This is a genomic window from Amycolatopsis sp. NPDC050768 (genome assembly GCF_040654155.1).
GTDB lineage: Bacteria > Actinomycetota > Actinomycetes > Mycobacteriales > Pseudonocardiaceae > Amycolatopsis.
This window is the reverse complement of the sequence record NZ_JBFAHL010000003.1, coordinates 1-25,916: the sequence shown is the minus strand read 5'-3', so window position 1 is coordinate 25,916 and position 25,916 is coordinate 1. Positions and strand designations below refer to the sequence as shown.

The window sequence follows — 25,916 nt, the reverse complement described above, 5'->3', positions numbered from 1 at the left end:
CGGGTGCTGGAGGGATACACGCGGGACGCGGCGTCGAGGAGTGCGGCACGCACGGCGGTGGAGCGGGCGGCGTTCGCGCAGGCGCTCTTCACGCCGGGCATGCGGGTGGTCGACCTGGGCTGCGGGCACGGCACGATCACGCTGGGTTTCGGGAGCGGCCAGTCCACAGTGGACTACGTCGTGACCGACCCGCTCGACCTGCCGTTCCCCACGTCGTCCGCCGACGTCGCCTTCTCCCACGCCCTGCTGGAACGCCTGCCTGACCCGACGGGGGTGCTCGCCGAGCTGCACCGCGTGCTCCGGCCGGGTGGCCGGCTGGCGCTGTCCACTTCGGACTGGGGCCGCGCGCGGCTGCGCCCGAAATCGGCCAACGTCGACGCGGCCCTGCGCGGCTACTACCTGCTGCTGCGGCGTTCCGGCGCCAACCCGTTCGCGGGCCGGACCATTGCCGACCAGGTGTCCGACAGTGGCTTCACCGAGGTCGTCGCGCGGACCCGGCACCGCTCCGACCTGGCGTACCGGGATCTGGCGTCGTTCGTCGAGCAGGCACTGGCCACGGCGCTCGCGGATCTGGACCACCCGGACCGCGACCAGCTCACGTCCGCCGCGCGCTCGGCCTACTCCTGGACGCGCACGGCCGGCCCCGGCGACTTCCTCCAGTGCTGGACGGAACTCACCGCCACCCGGTGATCCCCTGAAACGAAGGAAGGCTCCCGTCGCGAGACGGGAGCCTTCCTTAACGTCGGGGTGGCGGGATTCGAACCCACGACCTCCTCGACCCGAACGAGGCACGCTACCAAGCTGCGCCACACCCCGAGGTACTGCTTAACGGGTCGTGGAGAAGTTTAGCTGACGGTCCGAGCGGGTTTGCGCGGGGTTGCCTTACGGCTTTCGGCGGCCCCGGATCCGCGCGGAACCAGCGTCAACAGGCTCGCTTCCGGCGGGCAGGCGAAGCGCGCCGGCGCGTACGGCGACGTGCCCAAGCCGGCCGAGACGTGCAGCCACATGTGCGCGCCCCAGCGGGAGGCGCCGCGGGCGCGGGTGCGGTCGAGCTCGCAGTTGGTCACGAGGGCGCCGTAGCCGGGCAAGCGCAGCTGGCCGCCGTGAGTGTGGCCGGCGAGGACAAGGTCGTAACCGTCCGTGGCGAACGGGTCGAGCACGCGCGGCTCGGGCGAGTGCGTGACACCGAGGCGGACGACGGCGCCCGCGTCGGCCGGGCCGGCGATCTCGCGGTAACGGTCGCGGTGCAGGTGCGGGTCGTCGAGACCGGCGGCGAACACGGCCTGGCCCGCGACGTCAAGCGTGTGGCGCGAGTGGGTGAGGTCGGTCCAGCCGTGCTCGAGGAACGCCGCGCGCAGGTCGCGCCACGGGAGTTTGGTGCCGTGGATGCGCTTCTTCTTGCCCTTCGGCATGAGGTAGCGGGCGGGGTTCTTCGGCTTGGGCGCGTAGTAGTCGTTGCTGCCGAAGACGAACACGCCGGGCCGGTCGAGCAGCGGGCCGAGCGCGCGCAGCACCGACGGCACGGCCGTGCGGTGCGAGAGGTTGTCGCCGGTGTTCACGACGAGGTCGGGTTCGAGCCGGTCCAGCGCGGCCACCCAGCGTTGTTTCGCGCGGTGTCCGGGGAGCATGTGCAGGTCGGAGACGTGCAGGATCGTGAACGGCTTCGAGCCGGGCGCCAGCACGGGCAGCTCGGCCGTGCGGAGGGTGAACCGCCATCGTTCGACGCCCACGGCGTAACCGAGTGTCGCGGTCCCGAGCGCGAGGGTCCCCACAGCGAGCTTCCTGGCGGTGCTGGTGTTACTGAGCGTGCTCACAAAGCGAGGATACGTGGTCGGCGTGTTCCTGGGCTTGCGGGCAGCGATGATCACCGAGCGTGCTTTTGGTATCCGATCGCGTGCTCAACAGTTGGGTGACACCGGCCGGTTCCTGGGAACGGGCTGGTTAGCATCTGCGTCGGCCCGAGTACGGGTGACAAGCCGGGGGGCTTGGGGAGAACGATGGAACAGTTCGGGCCGTACCGGATCGAGGCGTTGCTGGGCCGCGGCGGGATGGGCGAGGTGCACCGCGCCTACGACACCACGCACGACCGCGTCGTCGCGCTGAAGCGGCTTTCCGACGCGTACGTGGCCGACGAGGCGTTTCGCGCGCGCTTCCGGCGCGAGTCGCAGGTGGTGGCGCGGCTGCGCGAGCCGCACGTCATCCCGATCCACGCGTACGGCGAGATCGACGGCCGGCTCTACCTCGACATGCGCCTGGTCGAGGGCCAGGACCTGAAAGACCTGATCGCGGTGGGACCGTTGACCGCCGTACGCGCGGCCGGCCTGATCACGCAGGTCGCGAGCGCGCTCGACGCCGCCCACGCCGACGGCCTCGTGCACCGCGACGTGAAGACGTCGAACATCCTCGTCACCGACGGTGATTTTGTGTATTTGGTCGACTTCGGCATCGCCCGCTCGATGTCGGGCGCCGTGACGTCGATCACGGGCACGGGCAACGTGATCGGCACCCTGGACTACATGGCGCCGGAGCGATTTGGCGACAAGCCGCTCGACGGGTCCGTCGACGTGTACGCGCTGGCTTGCGTGTTCTACGAGTGCCTGACAGGCCATCGGCCGTTTCCGGTGGACGGCGCCGTGGCACAGATGGGCGCTCACCTGACCGCTCCGCCGCCACTCCTGTCCGCCGCGCGACGGGACCTGCCGCGCGCTCTCGACGACGTGGTGTCACGGGGGATGGCGAAGGAATCCGCCGACCGCTACCCGACAGCGGGCGCCTTCGCGGCGGCGGTGACCGCGGCGCTGGCGGACGCGTCGGGGCCGACGGCGTTGAGTGCGGAGACGAGTGCGCCGGTTTGGCAGCGGGGCGAGCTTGGCGGCGGCTCGCCGGGGCCGGGGTCGGCTGCGGCGGGTTCCGGATCAGCCGGGGCGCCGGGTGCGCCTGGATCGGTTTCCGGCTCGGCCGCCGGGCCGGATTCGGGGTCGGCTGGGTTGGGTGCCGGAGCGCCGAGCACTCCGCCTCCGAGTGCGGTCCTTCCCGACACGCTCGCCGGAGCGCCGAGTACGCCACCGCCCGGGTTTTCGGCTGGGCCGAGCACGTGGGCCGGGCCGCCGTCGGGGGTGTTCACCGGTGGGCACGCCTTCCCGAACGGTCCCGCGACGTCCGCGGGCGTTCCGGCGACATCGTTGAACACGCCGATCCCCTTGGCTTCCGGGGCGCCGTCGTGGCAGGGCGGGCCGCCTCCGCCGACGCGGCCGGCGCCGGTGCCACCGCGGAAGTCGCGCAAGGGGGCAGTGATCACGGCGGTGGTGGCGGTCGTGGTGGTGGTCGCGGTCGTCGCGACGGTGCTGATCATCCGCAGCCAGGGCCAAGCCGAGGCGGGTGGCGGCACGTCGACCCCGCCGTCGACGCCGTCGTCGAGTGCGCCGGGTCCGCCCAGCACGGACAACGAGACCACCACCCCGAGTAGTCCGTCCAGCCCTCCGTCGTCGTCGAGCGGCCCGCCGAAGTCAGCGAACGCGCCCAACGGGAATGTGCCGGTGCCGGCCACCTACCAGGGCGGCGGTTGCACGTCGGCCCAACCGGTGCAGGGCGCGACCGGCGCGGCGTACTGCACGAAGTCGCTCGCCGGCGATTTCCGGTCCGGAAACGTCATGCTCCACCAGCCGACTCAGGCGCACTTCAACCAGTTCCCCGACGAAGCCACGATGGCCGCCTTCTTCGAAGGCATGGTTCAGCTCCGCGACCTCACTCGCGACGACGACCACGGCGGCTGCGACCCCGTGAAACACCCCGGAATCTGGGGCTCCTACAACCGGTCCGGTGCCAACGTTCCCCACGCCGGCGATTTCATCACCTGCTACGACGACACGTTCGTCTACACGGACGCCCGCACCCACACCCTCGGCGTCCTCGTCTTCGACGGCGTGTCGACGCCCCAGGAGCGCGACCGGATGTACCTCTGGTGGAACGAGGTCATCCTGCAAGACCTGCCGAAGTTCTGACGCCGCGCCGGCTCACCCGGTGACCCTCCTTCTGAGTAACCGTGGAGAACAGGGTGGCAGTCAGCCGGTGAGCTTGACGTCCCGATCCACCGGCACGCTGTCACTCGGGTCGGGCAAGCCAGGGGGGCAGGTCAGGTCGGCCATTTCCACTGAGCCGATTCGACCCACCTCGCCGGAGTAGGACACGCAGAGCCGCACCGCGTACTGCACGTACTGTCCGACGAAACCATCACCCACCAACGCGAGAAACGCAAAGCGGGCGGTGAACCGGCCGGTGACCGGGACGTCCTTCTCGAGCAGCACAGTGGCACCACCAGTGTTCCATTTGAGCAGGACATTCGCGACGGCCCGCTCAATCGACTCTGGTGTGCGCGGAGTTGCGCCGCGCAACTCGCCGAGCGCGCCTGAAGCCTTCTCCCGCACGGCGCTCGTGGCAATCGGTTGTAGCTTGTCAGCCGGACTGGCACAGGCGGTACCGCATACCGCCAGCACCATCAGGCCGCACGCGCCGGCCAGCATCCTTCGCAAGCGCATCACTCCGAAATTGTAATGCCACGACGTCTGGTCTGGTGACGATCGCGGAGCTCAAGGGGGCTGACGCACCGCGGGCATTCCTCCGCCGTGGAAGGAGCCGAGGGGCTGTTTCGCAGCCCGGACCACTGCACTCTCGTCGCGACGTCCAAGCCGGAAGGGGCCGCAGTTCGATGCCTGCGGCCCCTCGTGGCCGTGGAGCTTGGTCTCTGGCTGCGGATTACGCAGCCGCGAGCGTCGACGAAGCGACACTCGCGTAGACCTGAGCACCCTGGACCGTCGGATGCAGAGTCTGCTGCGATACAACCCCGATCGTCCCCAACTGGAAGATTGGGCTGTCCCCGCGCGTCAGCGACAACACGATCCGGTGGATGACCTCGGTGCCTTCTGGTGCTCCGGCGGCGTCGTCACCGCACGCACCTCGGCCCTTGAAAGCCGCTCGCGGATCAGCCCAGACCGCGTTTGTCCCGGCTGACTTCGCGCTCGCCACTGCCGAGCCGAGTACGTCGTCGAGACGGTTGTTCATCTCGGTGATCCACGGTGCCTCCTCGGTGCCGATGCCCGGAATGCATTCTCCGGACAGTTCGAACAAGATCGGGTAGCCCATTACCAAGATCCGGGCGTTGGGTGCCTTGAGCTTGACCGCGTCGAGTACGTTTCGCAGCTTTGCGCCGATCCCGTCGATCACCTTCGGTTCGGCCGACGAGAGTGGTTCGCCGTCGTTCTGGAAGACCTCGTCTTGGCACAGCGAAATCGAAGTGATGCACTGCTGGAGCAGCGGCGTGAATCGGGCGTCGTTGCCACCGATGGAGAAGGTCACCAACGACGTGTTCTGGTCGAGGTAACCCTGGTCAAGCTGCCTGCCCTCTTGGTACTGGCCTGAATCACCCGGACCGTGAACCGGCAGGAGCATGTCTGTGGTCGCGCCGGAGCAGGCGGACATGTGGTAATCCAGCGAGACGTCAAACGAGTCCATGCGTGACCCGACTGTGCGGCCAGGGTTGGCAGGAGTCACCATCTGCCGGGCCCACGCGTTTGGCGAGCGGTGGCACGCGTCGCGCAGCTTGGGGTCGTCGCCGTGGCCGTCACGGCCGTCGTGGTCGCTGGAACGGTAGTAGCTCCAGGCGCCGTTCACCGGGTCACCGCTGGCTCCCTCACCCGAGGCGTAGGAATCGCCGAGTGCGACCAGTTGGTCGCCCGGCTTGCCCGGCAGCGGCTGGAAGGCGAGCGCGTCCCAGGGCACGTCCCGGATGTCGTCCTCCCAGGTGTTGTCGACTGGCGAGTGGATGAAGTTGTCCAGCGACACGCTCGGGGTGCCGTGGAAGTTGAACGCGCCGAGAGACTCCCAGTGCCCAGGTGCCGGGTTGCGCTCGTCGTCGAGATAGTTGCCTTCGACAATTGAGCGCGTGGGCGAAGTGGAGTCCGAGCCGTTTACCGTGTAGGACGCCTGCGGCGTGCGGGCTCGGTGATCAGGGATATACACGAGCACACGAGCCCAACCACTGATCTGCCGGTCGAGGGTCCACGTACCAGTGATCCGGTGTATGGCGCTGTTCGGGCTGTCCTCGTTCCACGCATGAGCACTCCACATGTGCCCGCCGAACCCGCCGTCGATCTGATGGAAGTCGATCTTAGACGGGTAATGGCCGGTGTTGTCCGCTGCGAATTTGAAGGTGAGTGAACCGTGATTGGTCCAGTTCTTGGCGCAACCGCGAGCTGTTGTGACATCAGCCGGCACATCGTCGATGATCAGTGCATTGGATGGCAACGTCGAGGCACCGGAGCAGTCCGGCCGATACAGCAACTGTGAGGCCGGGAGAGCCGGTTCGGGTGTACCGGGCGCGTAGTGCACGTTCTCGCCGCCGCATGCGGTCGGGCAGTTTGTCCAGCTCGTGGACGTGTGCCACCAGCAACGCAGGTCATCACGCAGGCAATGGCTGCCAGGGTCGCTGGGGTACTGCGCCGGCTTGTGGATCTGGTTCATGTCGCATTGCACTGAGGCGGTGCAGAACGTGCCCAGCGGCGGTCGCTGGGGCGTGCCGCTGTTCGGCCAGAGCGCAGGCCGATAGGCGGCACCATACGTGCCTGCCTTCCAATCAAGCCGGAGCAGTGGGTGCTTCGCCCAACCGAGTACGCGCTCAGGATACGTCCAGTGGTTGGGGTATTTTGCGTCGTCGTAGCTGGCGTCGAGGAAGCCGTCGCGGTCAGCGGGGTAATCCTCGTTGGCCATGTTGTTGCTCCAGCCGAGGCCGTAGGCGCCGTTTGAGCCTGCTTCACCCGGTGCGTGCCAGCCACTGTTGTAGGCCCAGAGTGCGTACCACCAGTTTTCGATCTTGCTGGGGTCGCCGTCGTTGACGACGATCCCGAGCTGTTTCATCTGATTCCATTTGTCGATGAGGATGTTCAGGCCGGCGGCGATATTGGCCGCGTAGTCGACGGTCAGCGCGACCTGTTCATTCGGCTTATATACGGAAGTTCCTTCGGCTATCGTCATGCCAGTCGTCACTTGGGTCGCGCCGTAGCCACAATCGACATTGCCGAAGTCAACGCGATCGACGCCGACACCTTTGCCGTAGAAGCCACCCTGGTTGAAGTTGCCGCTCTCACCATCAACGGTGTCCATGCCGGACTGCCAGATGTTCGACTCTTGCGCCATGACTCCGAGCAGCACCTGTGCGGGAACCTGTCCGCCGCCGACGAGTTTGTGCATCGCGAACATGCCTTCCGGGCTGTATGCCGGCAACGTCGACCCGTTCCAGCCCGCTGGGCGTTGGATTGTCAACTGTCCCTTCACGGCCAGATCAGCGGCCCACTCGCCCATCTCGGGCGTGGGCTGCAGTGACTGGATCTTGGGGTCGTTGCGGGGAACTGCGCACGCCCGGTCAGGGTCGGTCGTGGTGGTAGATGGATCGACCGCGGCGGATTTCTTTCCCCCTGTCGACGGTGTGCCGATTGCGGGCGAGACAGCTCGCCCAGCCGACGGCATCAGGGCGTTGGGGTGCACCGCGAACTGCGGCCGGGCACCAGTTTTCAGTACCTGGGTGCTGATCGTTACTGGCGTCGGGTCGCCAGGATGGTCCGGCGCGCTCTCGACGTTGGTCGCCGACAGGACCGCGAGTGAGCCTGTCGTCGAAAGATCGGCGTCGATCGGCACGTCGGCGGCCTGCCAGTCGCGCGGCAGCGGCACCCTCAGTCGCGTCGCTGCCGGACCTTGCACGGTCACACGTCCGGCGATCTGGCTCACCCGTACGGAGTCCAGTGGCGCCAGAGCGATCCGGGCGTCGCCGGTTTTGGTGTACCGGTGAATCTCAGTACCGGCCGGCGTTCGGATCTCGTAACCGACCCCGCCGTCCTTGTCCGCACTCAGACGGAAAGGTGTGTCGGTGGTATCCGCGACATGCTTCAGCGTCCCGTCGGCGCTCACGGTGGCGAGGCCATCCGCGGCGGCGGCAAGAACGCCGTCCCCGAAGGGCACTGCGGACGTGACCTGGCCAGTCGCGTCGACCTGTCGGACCGTCTTCGCGGTGGCGGCGTTCACAGTGACGAGCTGCGACTTGTAGGTATCGCCGGCGGTGAAATTTCGGGTGAAGACGACCTCGTCGCCCGCGCCGCAGCCAGGGTTGTAATAGGCGAGGTTTACTGTGAAAGGCAGTTTGTGGACACCGCCGCTGCTCAAGTCGACAATGGCGGTGAGACCTCCGGCCCGAAACAGGTCTTCGTGGTTGACCGCTTCACGCGGTGCGTACACGACTGCAGCGAACCGGCCAGACGCGGTGACGCAATCCTGTCCGATCCATTCGCTGGTCTCGGAACCTGGTTCAGTGAGCGTTGCGGCAGTGCGCCAGGCGTAGCCGTCTTTCGCGTCGGCCACGAGGACATGGAACCCGGAGGTGTCGCCCGCAGTGGTCACCGCGCGGTCGGCTGATTCGGTCCAGCCCGTGCCGAGCACGGCGGACCGGTCGGCCGGAGGTACGGAATCACGAATTTGGGCTGGCGTCGCGGTGGGTTCTGTTCGGGCGGGGGCCGCGGAGGCTTGCGGGCTTGCCAGCCCGCAGACCAAGCCGGCTGCCGCCAAGACGGCCGCCCAACGCGATCTCCGACGAGCACGGTTCATGGGATGCGCCTTCCTTGGTGGGTGTGCGGCGCGGGACGCGTCGCACACCCGATCGGGATTGTGCATCTGAGCCAATCCCGTTCGGGGGTTGCTGGCCCTTGTGCCTCAGGCGCGAAGGTTCGGCTGTGTCCACGACTGCGATTTCACACGTGACGTTTCTTCGCGCGTGGCGGATGCATTCGGCGCGCCAAAGTGCCGGGCCGGACGTCAGTTTGAGAATGCGAGGACTACCCGGCCTCCTCCCTAGACCGGGTGTCATGTGGCTGCTGCGCGAACAGCGAGCTTGTCGAGTAAAGCCGGAGGTCGGGTCTTGATCAAGAGTCCGTTGGAGTGATCAGCGTTGCGACTTTGGTAAGTTTTCGGACATTTTCCGCCACCCGACTGGAGTATTGATCATGGACGTCCTTTATGGGTGAATCAGTTGGCGAAGGACGCTACATTGCTGCGCATTTGGTCTTCGCTCTCTTTGCGTTACGTCTTTTGCAGAATTTCATAATGTTGAAATTGGGAGGGATAAATGTCTTTTGGTGCACGTCTGACGCGAAGACTTTTGACTGCGATGGGAGTCGTTTCACTCGCGGCGGGGCTCTTGACGACTGCTGTTGTCGGTGAAAGCTCGGCTGACACGGCGGTGCCGCAATCTGCTCGATCGGTGAATGCCGCGTACCACACTTGGGCGGCCGATGTGAACGCCCGTGGTGGTGGCGAGTTGCATTGGTCTCAGTGCGCGAACTACCCGTCGACAACCAATTGTGACTGGGTCATCGGTAAGGTCAGCCAGGACTGGGGTCTGGATGTGATCTGCCAGCGCGCAGGTCAGACGATCGGTGGAAATCCTTATTGGGTGTTGGTTGACACGCACGTTCCCGCAGGTGCGTATGCATATCAAGCCTGGATTGCGAGCTACTACATCGACTACCCCAGCAACCAGTTGCCCGTTCGCACCTGTAATGGTGTCGAGGGGATCTGACGTGAGATGAACGACGGCGACGGATCCGGGCCGGAGATGCTCGGATCCGTCGCCGTCAGCGAGGGAGTGATGCGCACTAGCGACCGGTGTACTTCGGATCCTCGGGTGGCAGCTGGGCGATCGGCTGGTCGGCCATGATGTTCTTCATCGCGCCGAACCAGGTTTGGGCCGGGCTGAGGCCACCGAACATGTTGCCCTTGTTGCAAGCAGTGACGTTGCCGACGCCGTTGTAGCAGAGGCCACCGGTGCCGCCTTCGGGGCGGAAGACCATGGCGGCGCCGGCCATCTGGGGCGTGCCGGCGACGAAGGTGGCAGAGCCGTTGTTCTGAGTCGTGCCGGTCTTGCCCAGGATGGGGCGGTTCCAGTCCACTGCGGCTGCGGCCTTGGCTGAAGTGCCGCCGGGCTGGTCGTCCTTGCTCATGCCGACGACCATTGTGTTGGCCAGGCCCTCGGGCACGGCCTGGCTGCATGCCTCTTCCTTGTACGGCACTGCTTTCCCGTTGCGGTCTGCGATCCCTGCCAGCGGCGTGGGCGGGCACCAGACGCCGCCGCTCAGGAGAGTTGCCGCGACGTTCGCCATTTCCAAGCCGCTGGTCGGGCTGAAGCCGAGTGTGAACGCGCCGAAGCCGGGTGTCTTGTCGTCCGGCCCGTATGCCTTGGCCTGGCTCACGCTCTTGGCCGGGTCCTTCGGGTCCACCGGGCCGCCGCCGGTGTTGCTTGCCATCGTGTTGCGCATGCCGAGCCGGACAGCCATGTCGATGCCGGGCGCGGTGCTGCCCAGCCTGTCCTCCAGTGCCACGAAAGCGGTGTTCGGCGAAGTCGCCAATGCGCCCTGAAGCGTGTTCGAGGCGCCGTAGTGTCCGGCGTTGCCCACGCAGTACCAGCGGGAGCGGTACGGCAGGCCGGTGGGCGGGCACTGGTCACCGCCACCGGGGAACACGTGCGACGTATAGCCGTCCCCGACAGGGATGTTGCTGTAGATCCCCGCGATTCCCTTATCCAACACAGCAGCCGTTGTGAAGATCTTGTAGCTCGACCCCGCCCCACCCGTGTTGTACACACCGGACGGCAGTGCAAACGTCGTCTGTCCCTGATCCGCGTCGATCCCGTAATCCCGGTTCGCCGCCAGCGCCACCACTTCATGCCGCGTTTTCCCGGGACGCACCAACGAAAGCGTGTTCGCCACGTTTTTCTGCGTCTTCTTGACCTGTGTCTCCGCCGAGACCTTCGCCTCGTGGTTGGCCTTTTCGTCAAGGGTGGTCTTGATCGTGTACCCACCCGTGTACAGGTCGTCCTTCGAGAAGCCCGCCTTCAGCAGGTAGTCCTCGACGTACTGGCAGAAGAAGCCGTTCTCCGGGCCGGCGCCGGTGCAGTTCGACGCGGGCTTGGCGGGGGCGTCGGGGACCACGCCCAGCGGCAACGCCTTGAAGCGCTCCGCGTCGTCCTTCGCGAGCTTCCTGTTGTCCACCATGCGGTCGAGTACGAGGTTGCGGCGAACGGTGGCCTTGTCCGGGTGCTTCCACGGGTCGTCGTTGATCGGGTTGTTCACGAGGCCCGCGAGCAGCGCCGCCTGGGGCACCGTCAGTTTCTCGGGCGTGGTGTTGAAGTACGCGTGCGCGGCGGCGCCGATGCCGAAGATCTGGCGCGAGAACTCGACGATGTTCAGGTACCCGGCCAGGATCTGCTGCTTCGACAGCTTCGTCTCGAGCTGAATGGCGATCCGCGCTTCCTTGAGCTTGCGCGCGAGCGTCTGCTCCTGTGCCTTCTCCTGGCCGACCTTGTCGCCTCGATAGACCACGTTGATCAAGTAGTTCTTCACGTACTGCTGCGTGAGCGTCGAGGCACCCTGCGTGTCGCCGCCGGTGCTGTTGGACACGGCCGCGCGCAACGTGCCCTGCCAGTCGACGCCGTGGTGCTCGTAGAAGCGCTTGTCCTCCACCGACACCAGGGCCCACTGCATGGCCTCGTTGATCTCGTCGGCCGCCACCGGGATGCGGTACTGGTCGTACAGCGTCGCGATGGGCTTGCCGCCCGAGTCGGTGATCGTCGTCACCAGGGGCGGCGGGATGTCGGCGAGGTCGGACGATGTCTTCTCCACCGTCTCGCTCGCCTGGTTCGACGCCACACCGGCCGCGCCTACCACGGGGAACAGGATTCCGGCGACCAGCACCCCCGCGAGCAGACAGAGGCCGATGAGCTTGAAGAGACCGTCCGTTTTGCGCACGAAGGCCAGGGTACTGAAGGCCGGTTGTGCTCCCGTTACCTCACACCCGCCAGGGGTCGACAGCCGTGACAAAACGGACCCCATGAGGTGACTTCCGGTAACGGAATGCATGCTAGGTCTTGGCGGGGGGAACCGAGGGCCCCTACAGTCCGTCAACGTCTCACGAAAGATTTTTTGCCGACCGACGGCCCAGCGCGAGTGGGAGCTCCTCTGGACCGAACGGCGGCAGCGGCACCGGGGAGGTGCCGTCACCGACGTGAGAGCAGAGGGAGACACGCTCGCGGGGGTGGGAGCGGGAGCTTCACCTTCGCTGGTGTCGAACACCAGGGTAGGGAGCTGGGGGTATGGAGACCAACCAGTCGAGCTGGCGCATGAGCGCGTCGTGCCGGGATGCAGATCCCGACGGGCTCTTCGTGCGCGGCGCCGAGCAGAACCGGGCGAAAGCCGTGTGCATGGGGTGCCCGGTTCGCACGGAATGCCTCGCCGAGGCACTCGACGGCCGGATCAGTTTCGGTGTCTGGGGTGGCATGACCGAACGCGAGCGCCGCGCATTGCTGCGCCGGCGTTCCGACGTCACCAGCTGGGCCGAGCTGCTGGAAGCCGCAAAGCGTGACGCGGTGGAAAGCGCGCAGGTCAGCTGACCGGCTCGTGAGTGGCTGAGCCGAGCTCAGTCACTCACGGGCTCAGTCACTCACGAGCTTGGTCCCGATGTCGCGCAGACCTTCGAGGTCGTGCACGTCACCGGCCAACGCCGGCACTCGCACCAGCGGCACTTCAGGATGTGCTTTCGTGAACCGCGCCAGCAGCCGGTTCTCCCGCTCGGCCAGCGCCACGCGGTCGGCGTGTAGCCGCAGCACGGCCTCGGCCAGCGGCGCGCTCGTGCCGCCCTTCTGCAACGACTCCGCGGCCGCGATCGCCTCCGATGCCGAAAGCGACGCGAGCACCGGGTGTGTCCGGTTCGCGACGAGACCCGCGAGCGGCATCGACTCACCCGCGAGCCGCTCGACGAAGTACGAAGCCTCGCGCAGCGCGTCGGGCTCCGGCGCGGCGATCACGAGGAACGACGTGCCGCTGGAGCGCAGCAGCTCCGCCGTTTTGCGCGCCCGCTCGCGGAACCCGCCGAACATGCTGTCGAAGGCCTGCATGAACGCCGACGCGTCGGCCAGCAGCTGCCCGCCGATGATCGTGGACACGGCCTTCGCGAACATCGAGAACCCCGCGCTGACGACCTTGCGCAGCCCCCAACCGCCCGCCTTCGCGGGGCCGGTCAGCAGCCGGATCATGCGCCCGTCGAGCGCGCTGGACAGGCGCGTCGGCGCGTCCAGGAAGTCGAGCGCCGAGCGGCTCGGCGGCGTGTCGACGATGATCAGGTCCCAGTCGTCGGTGGCGGCGAGCTGGCCCAGCTTCTCCATCGCCATGTACTCCTGCGTGCCGGAGAACGACGTGGAAATGGTCTGGTAGAAGGGATTCTGCAGCAGCTGCTCCGCGCGCTCCGGGCCGGCGTGCACGCGCACCATGTCGTCGAACGTGCGGCGCATGTCGAGCATCATCGCCCACAGCTCGCCCTTGGGCTCGAACCCTTCCACCCGCACCTGACGCGGGTGGTTGCCCAGTTCGCGCAGCCCCAGCGCCTGTGCCAGCCGGCGCGCCGGGTCGATGGTCAGGACCACCGTCTGCCTGCCGCGCTCGGCCGCGCGCAACGCGAGCGCCGCCGCGGTGGTCGTCTTGCCGACGCCACCGGAGCCGCAGCACACGATCACGCGGCTCTCCGGGTCGTCGAGCAGGGCGTCGACGTCGATCAGCGTCATCAGCGCACCCCCTGGTCCAGCAGCGCTTCCGCGAGGTCGTAGAGCGACGCCACGTCCACGCCGTCGGTGACCTCCGGCAGCTCCAGCGTCGGCAGGTCCGCCTCGGCGAGCTGCTCACGCGCCCGCTGCTCGGCGGCCACGCGCACGGCGTGCTCCACGGTCTCCTCCACCAGCGCGTCGAGCGTCTCGTCCGGCAGCTTCAGCCCGGCCGACGCGAGGCCCGAGCGCACGCGGACGGCGTCGACGCGACCGTCGGCGGCCGCCGTGACGGAACGCGCTGGCAGACGCGGCGGGCGCACGCGGTTGACCAGTACCGCGCCGGGGCGCAGGTCGGCGCCGTCGAGCTCCGCCACGGCCTCCACGGTCTCGCGCACCGGCATCTCCTCCAGCAGCGTGGTGAGGTGGATGGCGGTCTCGCCCGAGTGCAGCAGCCGCACGACGCCGTCGGCCTGGCCGCGGATCGGGCCGGTCTTGGCGAGGTCGGTCAGGGCCTTGGTGACGTCGAGGAACTTCACCACGCGGCCGGTGGGCGGCGAGTCGACCACCACGGCGTCGTAGGTGTGGCGGCCGTCGGACTCCGTGCGGCCCACGCACTCCTTGATCTTCCCGGTGAGCAGGACGTCACGAAGACCCGGCGCGAGCGTGGTCGCGAACTCGATCGCGCCCATCCGCCGCAGCGTCCGGCCGGCGAAGCCCAGGTTGTAGAACATCTCGAAGTACTCGAGCAGCGCGGCCTCGACGTCGATGTGCAGCGCGCGCAGCTCGCCCCCGCCGGGGACGGACGCGATGCGCTGCTCCGCGTACGGCAGCGGCTCCGTGTCGAAGAGCTGGGCGATGCCCTGGCGGCCCTCGACCTCGATCAGCAGCACCCGGCGGCCCTCGCGCGCGAGGGCCAGACCCAGCGCCGCGGCGAGGGTGGTCTTGCCGGTGCCGCCCTTGCCGGTGACGAAGTGCAGCCGGGCCCGGGTGAGCTCGTCGGGCCAGCCGGCGGAGGGTGTGGTCACACCGTCAACACTAAACCGGCGCTCAGCTGGCGAGCACCATGACGCCGACCGCAGCCGCGACCACCGCGACGAGGATCCAGGTGAGCGCGCCGGGCAGCACGGTGAGCGTGAGCACGGCCACCACCACCAGCGCCGTGAACGTGATCGCGCCGCCGACCGCGACCCGGGCCGAGCTGTTCACGTGGTCGCGCACCTTGGCCATCACCACGAGCACGAGCGGCAGCCCGGCCGCGGCGAGCAAGGCGGTCGCGACGATCCGCCACGTCTCCACACCCCCACGCTAGCGAGTGCCGCCGGTGTGATGTGGACCACATTCACCGACGGTCGGTGAGTCGTTCACCTGGACGGGTGCACCTGTGTTCCCCTGAGCGGCCCGGCCGTTGGGCGGCGGTGGCCATGACCGCCCTTGCCCGCTTGGCTACGCTCCCCGGTCATGAGCGCCACCAAATGGGAGTACGCGACCGTCCCCCTGCTGATCCACGCGACGAAGCAGATTCTCGACCAGTGGGGCGAGGACGGCTGGGAACTGGTCACCGTGCTGCCGAACCCGAGCGGCGAGCAGCACGTCGCGTACCTCAAGCGCCCGAAGAACTGAGGGGACCCGTCGTGACCTGGACTTCCCGGCTCGCCGAGCTCGGCATCGAACTGCCCGGCGTCGCCGCGCCGCTGGCCGCCTACGTGCCGGCCGTGCAGAGCGGCTCGCACGTCTACACCTCCGGCCAGCTGCCCTTCGTCGACGGCACGCTCGCCGCGACCGGCAAGGTCGGCGCGGAGGTCAGCCCCGAAGAGGCCAAGGGCCACGCCCGCACCTCCGTGCTCAACGCGCTGGCCGCGGTGCACGCACTCGTGGGCATCGACTCGGTGACGCGGATCGTCAAGGTGGTCGGCTTCGTCGCGTCCGCGGAGGGCTTCACCGGCCAGCCCGCGGTGATCAACGGTGCGTCCGAGCTGCTCGGCGAGATCTTCGGCGACGCGGGCAAGCACGCCCGCTCGGCCGTCGGCGTCGCGGAGCTGCCCATCGGGGCGCCGGTGGAGGTCGAATTGATCGTGGAGGTGAAGTGATGGACCCCGACATCGAACAGTCCCTGCACGAGCTGCTGATCCGGCTCGCGGGCCGCACGCCCGACCAGCTCCTGTGGCGGTTCCGCGACTGGCTGGGCGAGGGCGCGATGGGCACCCTCGCGCGCACGCTGCCCAGGTCTTTGCTTAAGCACAGGATCGATCTGGACCAAACCGAGTACCGCCTGCTCGTCGCGGGTCTCATTCCGCACGGCGCCGACTGGCACCAGGTGAGTTCCACCCTGGGGGTAGACGACGTCACCGAGACCAGGTACACATTCACACCGAGTGCGCCCGAATGGGTGAACTCAGTCGACTCTGTGTCCGTCTTGCTCCACGCAACGTTGCGCGGACGCGCGGACGTGGGGGAAGTGCGGCAAAGCTGGCGACACCTCGGTGTGGTCGGTGAGGGTGGGGCCAAGCGAGTCCTGCTGGTGACGGCGACGTCCGGGCTGCCGAGGCTCACCGGCGAACTGCAGCGCGTGCTGCGGGTGCTGGGGGACGAGGAACCGAGCGTCGAGGTCATCCCACCGCGCTTCGACCTTCCCGGGTACCACCGGGCCGCGCTCGCCAATTCCGAGCTGGTCTGCGTCGGCGCCGCGGGTTCCGGTAATCGACTCGTCGCCGCTTAACGCTCGAGCCGCCAGGCGAGCTGGGAGGAGCAGAGCAATGGTGGAGGTTCACGAAGGCCCGCCTATGGACGGGTTCTCGGTGCCCCTGCGCCTGCACAACTTGTTGCTGGCCCTGGCGGGCCGCATCGACGACAGCGCGCTCACCGAGGCGCGCGAGCTGATCGCCCGCGCGCACATCGACGAAGCCGTGGAACTGACGACTGGCACGCTCATCGCGGGCCGCATCTCCGTCAGCTCGGCCGAGCAGCGCGAGCTGGCGCTGGTGCTCGAGATGAGCCGGTCGGACGCGACGCTCGCCAACGACCTGCTGGTCGACGAGGCCGAGCAGGTCCACAGCCACCGCTTCACCGGTGACAACCAGCCGGAGTTCGGGCTGGCCGAGGCGCTCGACCGCACCCTGCAGGTGCTGCCGGACGTCCGCTCGGTGCACGCGGTGTGGCGCAACACCCCGGCGGGTTCCGTGCCGGGTGCGCTACCGCAGCGCGTGGTGCTGGTGGAGCTGGGCCCGGAGGGCAACCCGCCCGCGGTCGCGTTCCGCGTCGACACGGCCCTGCGCCGCGCCGGCATCCGCTCGGTCGTCGAGGTCAGCGGCCCGGGTGTCGCGCGGTCCGCGTACCACCAGTCGGCCGCGTCCGTCGCCACGCCGGTGTGGGTCACCGGCAGCACGCACACGACGACCTCGGACTACCGGCCCGAGCCGGTAGTGACCCCGCCACCGGCTCCGACTCCGGTACCCACCCCGGCGCCGACGCCCGTGGTGGAGCCGGTGGTGATGGAGGCCCCGAGCCGGCACAGCATCCGGCAGACGCCCGAGGCCGTTGCCCCCGTGGTGCCGATCGTGCAGAACGCGCCCACCCCGCAGGTGGACAACTCGCGCAAGTCGCGGTCGGAGACGCGCGCCGAGCGCACCGCCGACCTGACGCCGGCCGAGGTCGCCCAGCTGCGTCAGGCGCTGGCCGAGGACCCTGAGAAGGGCCGCGAGATCGCCGCGGGCAAGCCGAGCATGCACGAGGTCGTGGAGCTGCCGGCGCTGGACCTGGACGACCCGAGCCTGTCGGAGCGCGACCGCGCGCTGCTGCGCGAGCTGCACGAGGAGCTGGCCGAGCGCGAACGCGCCGAGGCGGCCCGGTTGCGGCTCAACGGTGCGTCCCGTTCGGGTGGCGACCGCTGGTCGTCGTCCTGAGGTTCTGACGTTCTTATCGCAGCCCCGGGCCCCGCGTGGGTCCGGGGCTGCGGTGCGTCGGTGACATGTCACAACTTGTGGGCGTGAGGTCACTGGTGCGAGGTATGTTGCCTCGGTGGATCGGCCGCGTGAGTTCCTTTTCGACATCCCCGTAGGGGCCGGAGTCAGCACGAGGGCGAACGCCGACGGCCCACCCGTGAAGCCCAAGGACGCCGCCACGGTGATCCTCACCCGCGACGGCGCGGACGGTCTCGAAGTCTTCCTGCAACACCGCGTGAAGGGCATGCCCTTCGCCGGCGGCATGACCGTGTTCCCCGGCGGCGGGGTGGATCCGCGCGACGCCGACGCGTCCGTCGCGTGGGCCGGACCGCCGCCGAGCTGGTGGGCCGCGCAGTTCACGTGCGACGAGAGCCTCGCCCGCGCGCTCGTGTGCGCGGCCGTGCGCGAGACGTTCGAGGAGTCCGGCGTATTGCTGGCGGGCACGGAAGACGCGGTGGTCGCCGATGTCGCGCCGTACGCCGAAGCCCGGAAAGCCTTGGAGAGCCGGGAAATCTCGCTCGCCGCGTTCCTCGCCGACGCCGGGCTGACGCTGCGAGCGGACCTGCTGCGACCGTTCGCCCACTGGGTCACGCCGCCGCAGGAACCGCGCCGCTACGACACCCGCTTCTTCTCCGCGAAGCTGCCCGAAGGCCAGCGCGCGGACGGCGCGACCTCCGAGGCGCACGCCACGGGCTGGCAGCGCCCGTCGGCCGCGATCGGCGACGCCCGCGAAGGCCGCCGCATGCTGATGCCCCCGACGTGGCTCACGCTCGTCGAGATCGACGAGTTCGCCACGGCCGAAGCCCTGCTGGCGGCTCCGCGCGAGATCGCGCGGACCATGCCGACGCTCATCAAGGAAGGCGACCGCTTCCGCGTCGTCCTCGACCCGACGGAGGTCTGACCGGTGACTGCTCCCGCGTACGGCGTGCTTCGCCGCGTCTCCGAGACCGCGCAGGTGCTGCTGGAGAACAACCCGTCGACGATGACGCTCGAGGGCACGAACAGCTGGTTCCTGCGTGGTCCGGACGCGTCGGCCGGCGTGGTTGTCGACCCCGGGTACCACGACCTGGAGCACCTGGAGAAGCTCGCGGCCATCGGCGCCGTCGAGCTCGTGGTGCTGACCCACCACCACGCCGACCACGCCGAGGGCGCGCCGTGGTTCGCCGAGCGCGTGGGCGCTCCGATTCGGGCGTTCGACGCTTCGCTGTGCGTCGGCGCTTCGGCCTTGGCCGATGGTGAGGTGTTCACCGCGGGCGGGCTCGAGTTCCGCGTGCTGCACACGCCCGGGCACACCGACGACTCCGTCTCCCTGCACGTCGCCGGCCAGATCCTGACCGGCGACACGATCCTCGGGCGCGGCACGACCGTGCTCAAGGACCTCGGCGACTACCTGCGCTCGTTGAGCAAGCTCATCGAGCTGCCCGACGGCACGCCCGGCCTGCCCGGCCACGGCCCGGAGCTGGCGGATCTGCCCGCGACCGCGCGCGAATACCTGGCCCACCGGGAACAGCGGCTGGACCAGGTGCGTTCCGCCTTGAAGGTGCTCGGGGCCGACGCTTCGCCACGACAGGTGGTCGAGGTGGTCTATGCGGACGTCGACCGGGCGCTGTGGGCGCCTGCCGAAATGAGCGTGCGGGCGCAGCTGGACTACCTACGTGCTTCGGAGGACGGGCGATGAGTGACGTCGAGGTCGAGTTCTACTGGCGGCCGGGCTGCGGCTTCTGCGCGGCGCTGCGGCGGCCGCTGATGGCGAGCGGCCTGAACGTCAAGGAGATCAACATCTGGGAGGAGCCGGGTGCGGCCGAGCGCGTGCGCGAGGTGGCGAACGGCAACGAGACCGTGCCGACGGTGATCGTCGGGTCGACCGCGATGGTGAACCCGTCGTTCGCCGAGGTCGAGGCGGCGGTGAAGGCTGCTTCGGCGGCCTGACGGCTTGGGGAAGGGCCGCTCACCGGGCTGGTGAGCGGCCCTTGTCGCACTCGGAACTGATCAGAACGCGGTGAGCAGCGGGGTGTCGACGACCGGGCGTTCGCCGTGGAGGAACTGGGCCCACACTCGGCGGAGGTCGTTGATCTCGGGCAGGCCTTCCGGGGCACCCGCGAGGCAGGCGGCTTCCGGCGCGGCGTCGTGCGTGCCGAAGAGGAACGGGACGTCGAGGCAGTGGCAGGCGCCGTACGGGTTGCCGGGGGCGGACCAGTCGAAGCGCATGAGGGTCGCGTCTTCGCCGAGTTGCTTGGTCAGCCGTGGGAGATCGCCGCTGAAGAGGGCGGCCGTCTGCTGGTCGACTTGTGCTTGGGGCGCCGCGGGATCGTAGGCGCGGACTTCGTCGCGGGTCCAGCTGACGAGAGCGCGGCCGGGTTTCGCCGCGGCGATCAGGTCTTCGGCCACGAGGTCGTGGTCGGCGACGAGCTGGAACGGCGGCGCGATCCCGGTCTTGACCTGGGCCGCGAGTGTCCTGAGGCCGTCGAGCAGCTGGGTGGTGGGCATCTTGATGAGCTCCTCCGCGGTGCTCGCGCCGAGGGCGTGGAGGTATTTCTCCGCCCAGCCCGCGGCTTCGTCCGGGGTCTGCGGCGGCAGTCCGACCGGCGCGCTCTGCAGCCCGATCTGGTGCACCAGGCCCTGCGCGCGAGCCGCGGACCAGAGGGTGAGCGTCGACTGCGCGCCCGCCGACTGGCCGGCGAGCGTGACGCGTGACGGGTCGCCGCCGAAGGCCGCCGCGTTGTCGCGCACCCACTCCAGCGCGGCGAGCTGGTCGGCGATGCCGAGGTTGGGCGGCGCGACGCCGTCGAGCGGCAGGAAGCCGAACACGCCGAGGCGGTAGTTGAGGGAGACCACGACGACGTCGGCCTCGTTCGCGAGGCGCGTGCCGTCGTACCAGCCCTGGCCGCCTGAGCCGGTGAGGAACGCGCCGCCGTGGATCCACACCAGGACCGGGCGCGAGCCGGTGGTCGAGGGCGTGAAGACGTTGAGCGACAGGCAATCCTCCGACTGCGCCAGCGTCATCGGCCCGACGACGGGTTCGAGCCGCGACGGCAGCTGGATCGCCGCCGGGCCGGGTTCCAGCGCGTCGCGCACGCCTGTCCACGCGGGGGCTTCGGCCGGCAGCTGGAAGCGTTCCTGACGGGCGTAGGGGATGCCGCGGAACGCGCCGCCGGCGCCGCGAACCAAGCCGGCGGTCGTCTCGATGATCATCACGTTCACCTTTCCACGAAACCGAGGGCCGCACCGCCCGCGTGGGCGGCGGGGACGAAGAAGCCGCCGTCGCGAAGATCGACAGTGGGGAGGCCGGCGTCGGCGGCAAGTTTCCTTGCGGGAGTGAGGGTTTCGACGGCGACGGTCTGCGCCGCGAAGTACGGCAGGCGGGGCGCCTGCTCGCCCGGGAGGACGTCGTCGAGCCGGGTCGCGGGGACGAGGTCGAGCCGTCCTGTGCTCAGGGCGAAGGAGTTGTTGGTGGGCTTCTGGTCGAGGATTTGTTCGTAGCGTCGGGTGTAGGCGGGCAGGTCGGCGTCGGCGACGACGAGCTGGACGCTGTCGAGGCCTTTCGCCGTGTTGGCATGGCTGAGGAACTGCGGCTGGAACACGTACTCCGGCGTGAGGTGCTCGGCCGTGTGCAGGATGCCTTCCGGCGTGCGGTCGCGGAGCAGGTGGACGCTGCGGAACCGCGCGGTGCGGGGTCCTTCGGGGGTGTCGACGTCTCGTTGCAGGGAAAGCACGCCGGACTTCGACAGGCCGGCTTCGCGCAGCCGGCGCTCGGCGGCCTCGGTGTCGGGGACGCCGAAGGACACGCCGTGCAGGCCGTCGCCGCGCGCGACGATCGGCAGCACGTGCCACGGGTCGCCCGCCTTCGCTTCGACGATGCCGATCAGCTCGACGAACGAGTCGCCGAAGTAGGCGCAGCGGTTCGCCGTGCAGCTGAGCGTCGGCTCGCGGCCGCTGGTGCCCGCGGCGAAGTGGCGCGACGGCGGGCTGAGGGTGAAGCCGAGCTGCTCGTAGATCTGCCAGACGCGCTCGTAGCGCTGGGCCAGGAAGACGGTGTGGTCGAGGTTCATTCGCGGCTCCTTCCGGTGACCCCGACTCTCGTCCGTGCTGGTGGTTCAGGCTGCTCATTCGCTCCTGATGCTTGAAATCCGACAGGGAATAGGCTGATCCGGTGGATTCACCTCAGCTCGACGACCTCGACCGCCGGCTGACGCACGCGTTCCAGCTCGACGGGCGGGTGCCGTTCAGCCGCCTGGCCGAGGTGCTGGGCGTGTCGGACCAGACCGTGGCGCGCCGCTACCACCGGCTGCGCTCGACGGGGGTGGTGCGGGTCGTGGGTGTGCCGGAGGTGACGAAGCTCGGGCGCGTGCAGTGGCTGCTTCGCGTGCGCTGCATGCCCGACGCGGCCGGCGTGATCGCCACGGCGCTGGCGCGGCGCGACGACACGTCGTGGGTCAGCCTGACGTCCGGCGGTACGGAGATCGCCTGCTACACCTCGGCGCCCCGGCAGGAGGCCGACGAGGGCCTGTTGCTCGGGCAGTTGCCGCGCACGCCGCGCGTGGTGTCCGTGACGGCGCATCGATTGCTGCGTCGCTTCGCCGGTGGTCCGGCGGGCTGGCCGGGCCGGGCGAGTGCGTTGGACGCCGCTCAGGTCGCCGCCCTGACCCCCGTCTGGGACGGCCGCACCAGTGGAAGCACCGTTTCGCCGCGCCTGGAACCCGGTGACGACGCCCTCTTCGCCGCCCTGGCCCACGACGGCCGCGCTTCGCTGGCCACCCTCGCCGCCGCGTCGGGACGCTCCGAAACGACCGTCCGCCGCCGCCTCGAGCACCTGCGCGCCACGGGCGCCCTCTACTTCGACGTCGAGGTCGACGCCGCCCTGCTCGGCGCATCCCTGTCGGCCCTGCTGTGGCTTGGCGTCACCCCGTCCCGCCTCGACGCCGTCGCCCGCGAGGTGGCGACCTACCCGGAAGTCGCGCTCGTCGCCGCCACCACCGGTCCGACCAACCTGACCCTCAGCATCGGCTGCCGCGACGACGACGCCCTCTACGACTTCCTCGCCACGCGCCTCGGCGCCCTCCCCGGCGTCCACCAGGTCGAGACGGCGCCGATGATCCGGACGATCAAACGCTCCGGCAGCTGGGTCGCGCCCTGATTCGGCGGTCGACGACCTGCTGGGCGGTGACCTCGTACGTGCAGCGAGCAGTCGATGAGGTCGCGGAAAGCCCGCGGGGGGTGCGCCCCGACTGCCTCAGCGGGGCAGCATCGGCATGAGGTAGTACGTGAGGCTCACCTCCTGCGCCTCCGCCGCCGTCAAGACGCACGCGCGCAGCCCCGGCTGGATCGACAGCCGCACGGTGGAGTCCGCGAACGGCGCGAGGGCGTCCAGTAGGTAACGCGCCTGGAACGACGGCGAGGTGCGGCCGCCGCAAACGTTTGCCTTCAGGGTTTCCTCGGCTTCGCCTGTGTCGGCGCGGGTGCTGGCGAGGCGGACGTGTGCGTCGCCCACCCCGAGGGTCAGGACGCGGCGGTCTTCGGCGTAGACGCCGACGCGGCGGATGGCCGCGGCGAGGGCGTCGGCGGGCAGCTCGACCTCCGTGTCGACGTCGCCGGACGGGATGGCGTCGGCCGACAGGAACCCCGCGTCGAGGACTGCGGTGGTGACAGTGCCGCCGGCCCAGGACAGGCCGAAGTGGCCGCTGTCGGCTTGGAGGGTGAGGGTGCCGGTGGCGTGGCGCGTGGCCTCGGTCAGCAGGCGCGCGGGCACGAGCACGTCGAGCGGCCCCCACGCCGCTCGCAACGGCACACGCGCCACGGCCATCCGGTAGCGGTCCGAGGCGGTGAGCACGAGCGTGTCACCGGAGCTCTGCACGCGCACGCCCGTGAAGACCGGCAGTGGATCGTCCTTCGCGGCCGTGCCCGCGACCGTGCGGACCGCGGCCGCCAGGAGCTCCCCGTCCACTTCGGACAACCGAGGTGGCTGCGCGGGCTCCACGCGCGCACCCCGGTCCAGCAGCGGCAAGGCGAAGCGCGCCCCTTCCACGCGCACCGCCAGCCGGCTGCCTTCGACGACCAGGCGCACCTGGTCGACGTCCAGCATCTTCAGCGTCTCGGCCAGCGGCGCCGCCGGCACGAGCACCTCCCCATCGGTGTGGGATGTCGCCGGGCATGCCAAGCGCACGGACAGGTCGCGGTCGCTGCCGGCGACCTCGAGCCCGTCCGCGTCAGTGCACAGCCGCAATGCGGCCTGCCTCGGGAGCAGGCGCGCGGCGGCGTTCACGGCCGTGGACAGCGGCCGCGCCGGTGACGTCAGATCCATGTCCGCGAAGCTAGCGCGGGCCACCGACAAAAACCGGCTACGATGCCGCTGAACTGCTGAAACGTCAGTGGCGGGCGCCCACGAGCTCACCCGAGTCGGTCGGCTCCGCGGCCGGCGCGCGCACCGTGCCGCGCATCAGCCACACCACGATCGCCAGCGCCACCCCGGCCACGCCGGCGGCCAGGAACGACGCGCTCGGACCTGAGTGCTCGACCAGGTAACCGCTCACCGACTGGCCCGCGGCCAGCCCCAGCGTCACCGCCGTGAGGACCCAGCCGAAGGCCTCCGCGGCCGTACCGCGCGGCGCGACGGTCTCGATCGCCGTCGAGTGCGTGGTCGACTGCGGCGTGATCATCGCGCCCGCCAGCAGCATCAGCAGCGCCAGCGCCCACAGCGACGACGGCAGCGCCAGCAGTGCCACCAGCGCGCCGAACCCGCCCAGCAACGCGGGCAGGCGCAGGCCCAGCCGGCGCGGCCACGGATGCAGGCTGTACGCCACGCCGAACGCCACCGACGTCAGCGACCACGCCGAAAGCAGCAGCCCGCTCAACGCCGCGTGGCCGGACTCCGTCGCGGCGGCCGGCACGGCCACCTCGACGAACCCGATCACCACACCGAAGCCCAGCGCGGCCACGGCGAGCGTCCGCATGCCGGGGCTCGCCAGCGCACCCAACAGCCGCGTCTTCGCGCGCGGAGCAGGACCCCAAGCGCGCACGGCGGGGCTCAGTGCGAACACCGTCGCGCCGGTGACCATCGCCGCGGCACCCACGACCATGCCCGTGCCGGCCCACGGCGCCGTGATCAGCAGACCCGCGATGCCCGGGCCGAGAATGAAGAAAACCTCCATGCTGATCGCTTCGTACGAGAAGGCCGCGTTGCGCGCGGGGCCTTCCGGAAGCAGCTTCGTCCACAACGCACGCGAGGCCGATCCGATCATCGGCTCCGACAGACCCGTGGCGGCGGCCAGCGCGACCAGCAGAAACGTCGGCGCGTGGGCCTCGATCGCCAGGGCCAGCGCGACCATCGACAGCGCGAACAGTCCCACCGTGACCAGCAGCGGACGCGTCGGCCCGTAGCGGTCGATGAGGCGCCCCTGCACCACCGCGCCCACGGACACGCCGGCGAGCGAGCTGGCGGAAACCAGCCCGGCGGCGGCGAACGAGCCGGTCTCGCGCTGCACGTAGAGCAGCGCCGAGATGCCGATCATCGCGATCGGCAAGCGGGCGAGCACCGACGCGACGACCGGGCGGCGAGAGCCGGGGGCCCTCAGCGCGGCACGGTAGTCGGCGAGTGTGGTGCGACCTTCGGAGGGAGCAGAGTGGGACACGCGTACCAGTATGCCTGCGAGTGGTACGGAAGTACCAGTTGTTTTGCGGTCAGGTGCGTCACCTCCATCGAACGGCTTCGGTTACGCCGCAGAGGTCTCGATCCTGTAACGCTCTATGGATTCTCAGTGAACTCGTGCAACGAAACGGCCGAAGCGGCGTCCTTGAGAGTGAATGGCCTTGAATTCGTGGGTAGTGGCCATGATGGTTGAGAAACAGCACATCCCAGCTCCCTCCGGCATACGGGTCGGGGCCTGAACCGGAGGGCGGGGAGCGCGGGTCGTCGGGGGATGGTCCGCGCGAGGCAAGGAGCCGGTGCGCCACGTCGGGGGTGGCGCCCGGCTCCCTGTCGTTTGCCCTGGCTCCGCCAGGGCGTGCGGGATCGCCTCAAGCCGGTGTCTTCGCTTCTGCTTTCGCCGGCTGGGGCCGTCAAAAGCAGAAGCGAAAACACCGGCGCGATGCCGCCGGGTGGTCCACTCAGTTTCCCTGTTGTGGAAGAAAAACGCGCCGCGACACGGCCAGGTCGGCCGGATGCCGCTCGTGTGGGGGACGCCCATAAAGTCTGGAGCCCAGCTGTAGCCCCAAAAGCCTCAGAAGCGACGAAAGCCACCCGGCGCCGGTAGGGGCGAGGGTGGCCTTCGTTCAACGAAGAGTGGGGGCGTGGTGACCACAGCCGCGCGCACCCCCCGGCAGCTGGGGGGGGCGGGGTTTGGCGGGGCGCCGCGGCG

General features: G+C 69.3%; 23 protein-coding genes and 1 tRNA gene. 12 read left to right on the top strand and 12 right to left on the bottom strand.

Annotated elements, in window-relative coordinates; translation table 11 throughout:
• Positions 1-3: 3 nt before the first annotated feature.
• Complete coding sequence (locus AB0H62_RS10300) at positions 4-690, top strand: methyltransferase domain-containing protein (RefSeq protein WP_360585445.1); 687 nt, start codon at positions 4-6, stop codon at positions 688-690.
• A 52-nt stretch (positions 691-742) separates the two neighbouring features.
• Here the strand turns inward: AB0H62_RS10300 and AB0H62_RS10295 are convergent.
• Positions 743-816, bottom strand: a tRNA-Pro gene (locus AB0H62_RS10295).
• 29 nt (positions 817-845) lie between these two features.
• Positions 846-1,814: a metallophosphoesterase gene (locus tag AB0H62_RS10290; RefSeq protein ID WP_360585443.1), complete on the bottom strand. Its 969-nt coding sequence runs from the start codon at positions 1,812-1,814 to the stop codon at positions 846-848.
• 183 nt (positions 1,815-1,997) lie between these two features.
• Between AB0H62_RS10290 and AB0H62_RS10285 the strand changes: the two genes are divergently transcribed.
• Entirely contained in the window at positions 1,998-4,001 is a 2,004-nt protein-coding gene (locus AB0H62_RS10285) for a serine/threonine-protein kinase (protein WP_360585441.1), read from the top strand.
• A 60-nt stretch (positions 4,002-4,061) separates the two neighbouring features.
• Here AB0H62_RS10285 and AB0H62_RS10280 read toward each other — a convergent pair whose 3' ends face one another.
• Together AB0H62_RS10280 and AB0H62_RS10275 are read right to left on the bottom strand one after the other, a co-directional pair.
• Positions 4,062-4,538, bottom strand: coding sequence for a hypothetical protein (locus AB0H62_RS10280; RefSeq protein ID WP_220244888.1), 477 nt, complete (start codon positions 4,536-4,538; stop codon positions 4,062-4,064).
• 214 nt (positions 4,539-4,752) lie between these two features.
• Positions 4,753-8,481 (bottom strand): SGNH/GDSL hydrolase family protein, encoded by a 3,729-nt coding sequence (locus AB0H62_RS10275; protein ID WP_360585439.1) that lies wholly within the window; start codon positions 8,479-8,481, stop codon positions 4,753-4,755.
• 682 nt (positions 8,482-9,163) lie between these two features.
• Here AB0H62_RS10275 and AB0H62_RS10270 point away from each other — a divergent pair.
• The gene (locus tag AB0H62_RS10270) at positions 9,164-9,616 is read left to right on the top strand and encodes a hypothetical protein (RefSeq protein WP_360585437.1); all 453 of its coding nucleotides are present in this window, start codon (positions 9,164-9,166) and stop codon (positions 9,614-9,616) included.
• A 76-nt stretch (positions 9,617-9,692) separates the two neighbouring features.
• Here the strand turns inward: AB0H62_RS10270 and AB0H62_RS10265 are convergent, their stop codons facing one another.
• Positions 9,693-11,840, bottom strand: a complete 2,148-nt coding sequence (locus AB0H62_RS10265; RefSeq protein WP_360585435.1) for a transglycosylase domain-containing protein — start codon at positions 11,838-11,840, stop codon at positions 9,693-9,695.
• Positions 11,841-12,184: 344 nt separating this feature from the next.
• Here AB0H62_RS10265 and AB0H62_RS10260 point away from each other — a divergent pair, with 344 nt between their 5' ends.
• A complete protein-coding gene (locus AB0H62_RS10260; RefSeq protein ID WP_220244885.1) occupies positions 12,185-12,481 on the top strand; it encodes a WhiB family transcriptional regulator in 297 nt (98 codons plus the stop codon).
• Positions 12,482-12,523: 42 nt separating this feature from the next.
• On the opposite strand, the gene AB0H62_RS10255 is transcribed toward AB0H62_RS10260, so the two are convergent.
• The 3 genes from AB0H62_RS10255 to AB0H62_RS10245 are packed head-to-tail and all read right to left on the bottom strand — an operon-like array spanning position 12,524 to position 14,923.
• Positions 12,524-13,648, bottom strand: a complete 1,125-nt coding sequence (locus tag AB0H62_RS10255; protein ID WP_360585432.1) for an ArsA family ATPase — start codon at positions 13,646-13,648, stop codon at positions 12,524-12,526.
• Entirely contained in the window at positions 13,648-14,652 is a 1,005-nt protein-coding gene (locus AB0H62_RS10250; protein ID WP_220244883.1) for an ArsA-related P-loop ATPase, read from the bottom strand. The genes AB0H62_RS10255 and AB0H62_RS10250 overlap by 1 nt, the downstream gene beginning before the upstream one ends.
• Positions 14,653-14,674: 22 nt before the next feature.
• Entirely contained in the window at positions 14,675-14,923 is a 249-nt protein-coding gene (locus tag AB0H62_RS10245; RefSeq protein ID WP_360585430.1) for a hypothetical protein, read from the bottom strand.
• Between the two features lie 162 nt (positions 14,924-15,085).
• Here AB0H62_RS10245 and AB0H62_RS10240 point away from each other — a divergent pair, with 162 nt between their 5' ends.
• From AB0H62_RS10240 to AB0H62_RS10210, 7 genes are all read left to right on the top strand, one after another.
• Positions 15,086-15,247, top strand: a complete 162-nt coding sequence (locus tag AB0H62_RS10240; protein ID WP_006238837.1) for a DUF4177 domain-containing protein — start codon at positions 15,086-15,088, stop codon at positions 15,245-15,247.
• An 11-nt stretch (positions 15,248-15,258) separates the two neighbouring features.
• Entirely contained in the window at positions 15,259-15,714 is a 456-nt protein-coding gene (locus AB0H62_RS10235; RefSeq protein WP_220244881.1) for a RidA family protein, read from the top strand.
• On the top strand, positions 15,714-16,343 hold the full coding sequence (locus AB0H62_RS10230; RefSeq protein ID WP_220244880.1) for a hypothetical protein: 630 nt from the start codon (positions 15,714-15,716) through the stop codon (positions 16,341-16,343). Before AB0H62_RS10235 ends, AB0H62_RS10230 begins: the two co-directional genes overlap by 1 nt.
• Before the next feature lie 37 nt (positions 16,344-16,380).
• On the top strand, positions 16,381-17,526 hold the full coding sequence (locus AB0H62_RS10225) for a hypothetical protein (RefSeq protein WP_360585427.1): 1,146 nt from the start codon (positions 16,381-16,383) through the stop codon (positions 17,524-17,526).
• A gap of 115 nt (positions 17,527-17,641) precedes the next feature.
• On the top strand, positions 17,642-18,466 hold the full coding sequence (locus AB0H62_RS10220; RefSeq protein ID WP_360585425.1) for an NUDIX hydrolase: 825 nt from the start codon (positions 17,642-17,644) through the stop codon (positions 18,464-18,466).
• 3 nt (positions 18,467-18,469) lie between these two features.
• Positions 18,470-19,243 carry an MBL fold metallo-hydrolase gene (locus AB0H62_RS10215; protein ID WP_220244877.1) on the top strand — a complete coding sequence of 258 codons (774 nt, stop codon included), beginning with the start codon at positions 18,470-18,472 and terminating at the stop codon, positions 19,241-19,243.
• The gene (locus tag AB0H62_RS10210; protein WP_220244876.1) at positions 19,240-19,494 is read left to right on the top strand and encodes a glutaredoxin domain-containing protein; all 255 of its coding nucleotides are present in this window, start codon (positions 19,240-19,242) and stop codon (positions 19,492-19,494) included. Before AB0H62_RS10215 ends, AB0H62_RS10210 begins: the two co-directional genes overlap by 4 nt.
• Positions 19,495-19,554: 60 nt before the next feature.
• Here AB0H62_RS10210 and AB0H62_RS10205 read toward each other — a convergent pair whose 3' ends face one another.
• Together AB0H62_RS10205 and AB0H62_RS10200 are read right to left on the bottom strand one after the other, a co-directional pair.
• The gene (locus tag AB0H62_RS10205; RefSeq protein ID WP_360585422.1) at positions 19,555-20,757 is read right to left on the bottom strand and encodes a carboxylesterase family protein; all 1,203 of its coding nucleotides are present in this window, start codon (positions 20,755-20,757) and stop codon (positions 19,555-19,557) included.
• 5 nt (positions 20,758-20,762) lie between these two features.
• Entirely contained in the window at positions 20,763-21,614 is an 852-nt protein-coding gene (locus tag AB0H62_RS10200) for a VOC family protein (RefSeq protein ID WP_360585420.1), read from the bottom strand.
• A 101-nt stretch (positions 21,615-21,715) separates the two neighbouring features.
• Here AB0H62_RS10200 and AB0H62_RS10195 point away from each other — a divergent pair, with 101 nt between their 5' ends.
• Complete coding sequence (locus tag AB0H62_RS10195; protein WP_220244873.1) at positions 21,716-22,699, top strand: AsnC family transcriptional regulator; 984 nt, start codon at positions 21,716-21,718, stop codon at positions 22,697-22,699.
• A 96-nt stretch (positions 22,700-22,795) separates the two neighbouring features.
• On the opposite strand, the gene AB0H62_RS10190 is transcribed toward AB0H62_RS10195, so the two are convergent.
• Positions 22,796-23,863, bottom strand: a complete 1,068-nt coding sequence (locus AB0H62_RS10190) for a DNA polymerase III subunit beta (protein WP_360585418.1) — start codon at positions 23,861-23,863, stop codon at positions 22,796-22,798.
• Positions 23,864-23,927: 64 nt separating this feature from the next.
• A complete protein-coding gene (locus AB0H62_RS10185) occupies positions 23,928-25,190 on the bottom strand; it encodes an MFS transporter (RefSeq protein ID WP_220244871.1) in 1,263 nt (420 codons plus the stop codon).
• Positions 25,191-25,916 lie beyond the last annotated feature (726 nt).

Bases quoted from the DNA above. Each gene is read 5' to 3' on its own strand.
- AB0H62_RS10285 (WP_360585441.1), top strand. From the start codon at position 1,998: ATGGAACAGTTCGGGCCGTACCGGATCGAGGCGTTGCTGGGCCGCGGC.
- AB0H62_RS10270 (WP_360585437.1), top strand. From the start codon at position 9,164: ATGTCTTTTGGTGCACGTCTGACGCGAAGACTTTTGACTGCGATGGGA.
- AB0H62_RS10260 (WP_220244885.1), top strand. From the start codon at position 12,185: ATGGAGACCAACCAGTCGAGCTGGCGCATGAGCGCGTCGTGCCGGGAT.
- AB0H62_RS10255 (WP_360585432.1), bottom strand. From the start codon at position 13,648: ATGACGCTGATCGACGTCGACGCCCTGCTCGACGACCCGGAGAGCCGC.
- AB0H62_RS10240 (WP_006238837.1), top strand. From the start codon at position 15,086: ATGAGCGCCACCAAATGGGAGTACGCGACCGTCCCCCTGCTGATCCAC.
- AB0H62_RS10230 (WP_220244880.1), top strand. From the start codon at position 15,714: ATGGACCCCGACATCGAACAGTCCCTGCACGAGCTGCTGATCCGGCTC.
- AB0H62_RS10225 (WP_360585427.1), top strand. From the start codon at position 16,381: ATGGTGGAGGTTCACGAAGGCCCGCCTATGGACGGGTTCTCGGTGCCC.
- AB0H62_RS10210 (WP_220244876.1), top strand. From the start codon at position 19,240: ATGAGTGACGTCGAGGTCGAGTTCTACTGGCGGCCGGGCTGCGGCTTC.
- AB0H62_RS10205 (WP_360585422.1), bottom strand. From the start codon at position 20,757: ATGATCATCGAGACGACCGCCGGCTTGGTTCGCGGCGCCGGCGGCGCG.
- AB0H62_RS10200 (WP_360585420.1), bottom strand. From the start codon at position 21,614: ATGAACCTCGACCACACCGTCTTCCTGGCCCAGCGCTACGAGCGCGTC.
- AB0H62_RS10190 (WP_360585418.1), bottom strand. From the start codon at position 23,863: ATGGATCTGACGTCACCGGCGCGGCCGCTGTCCACGGCCGTGAACGCC.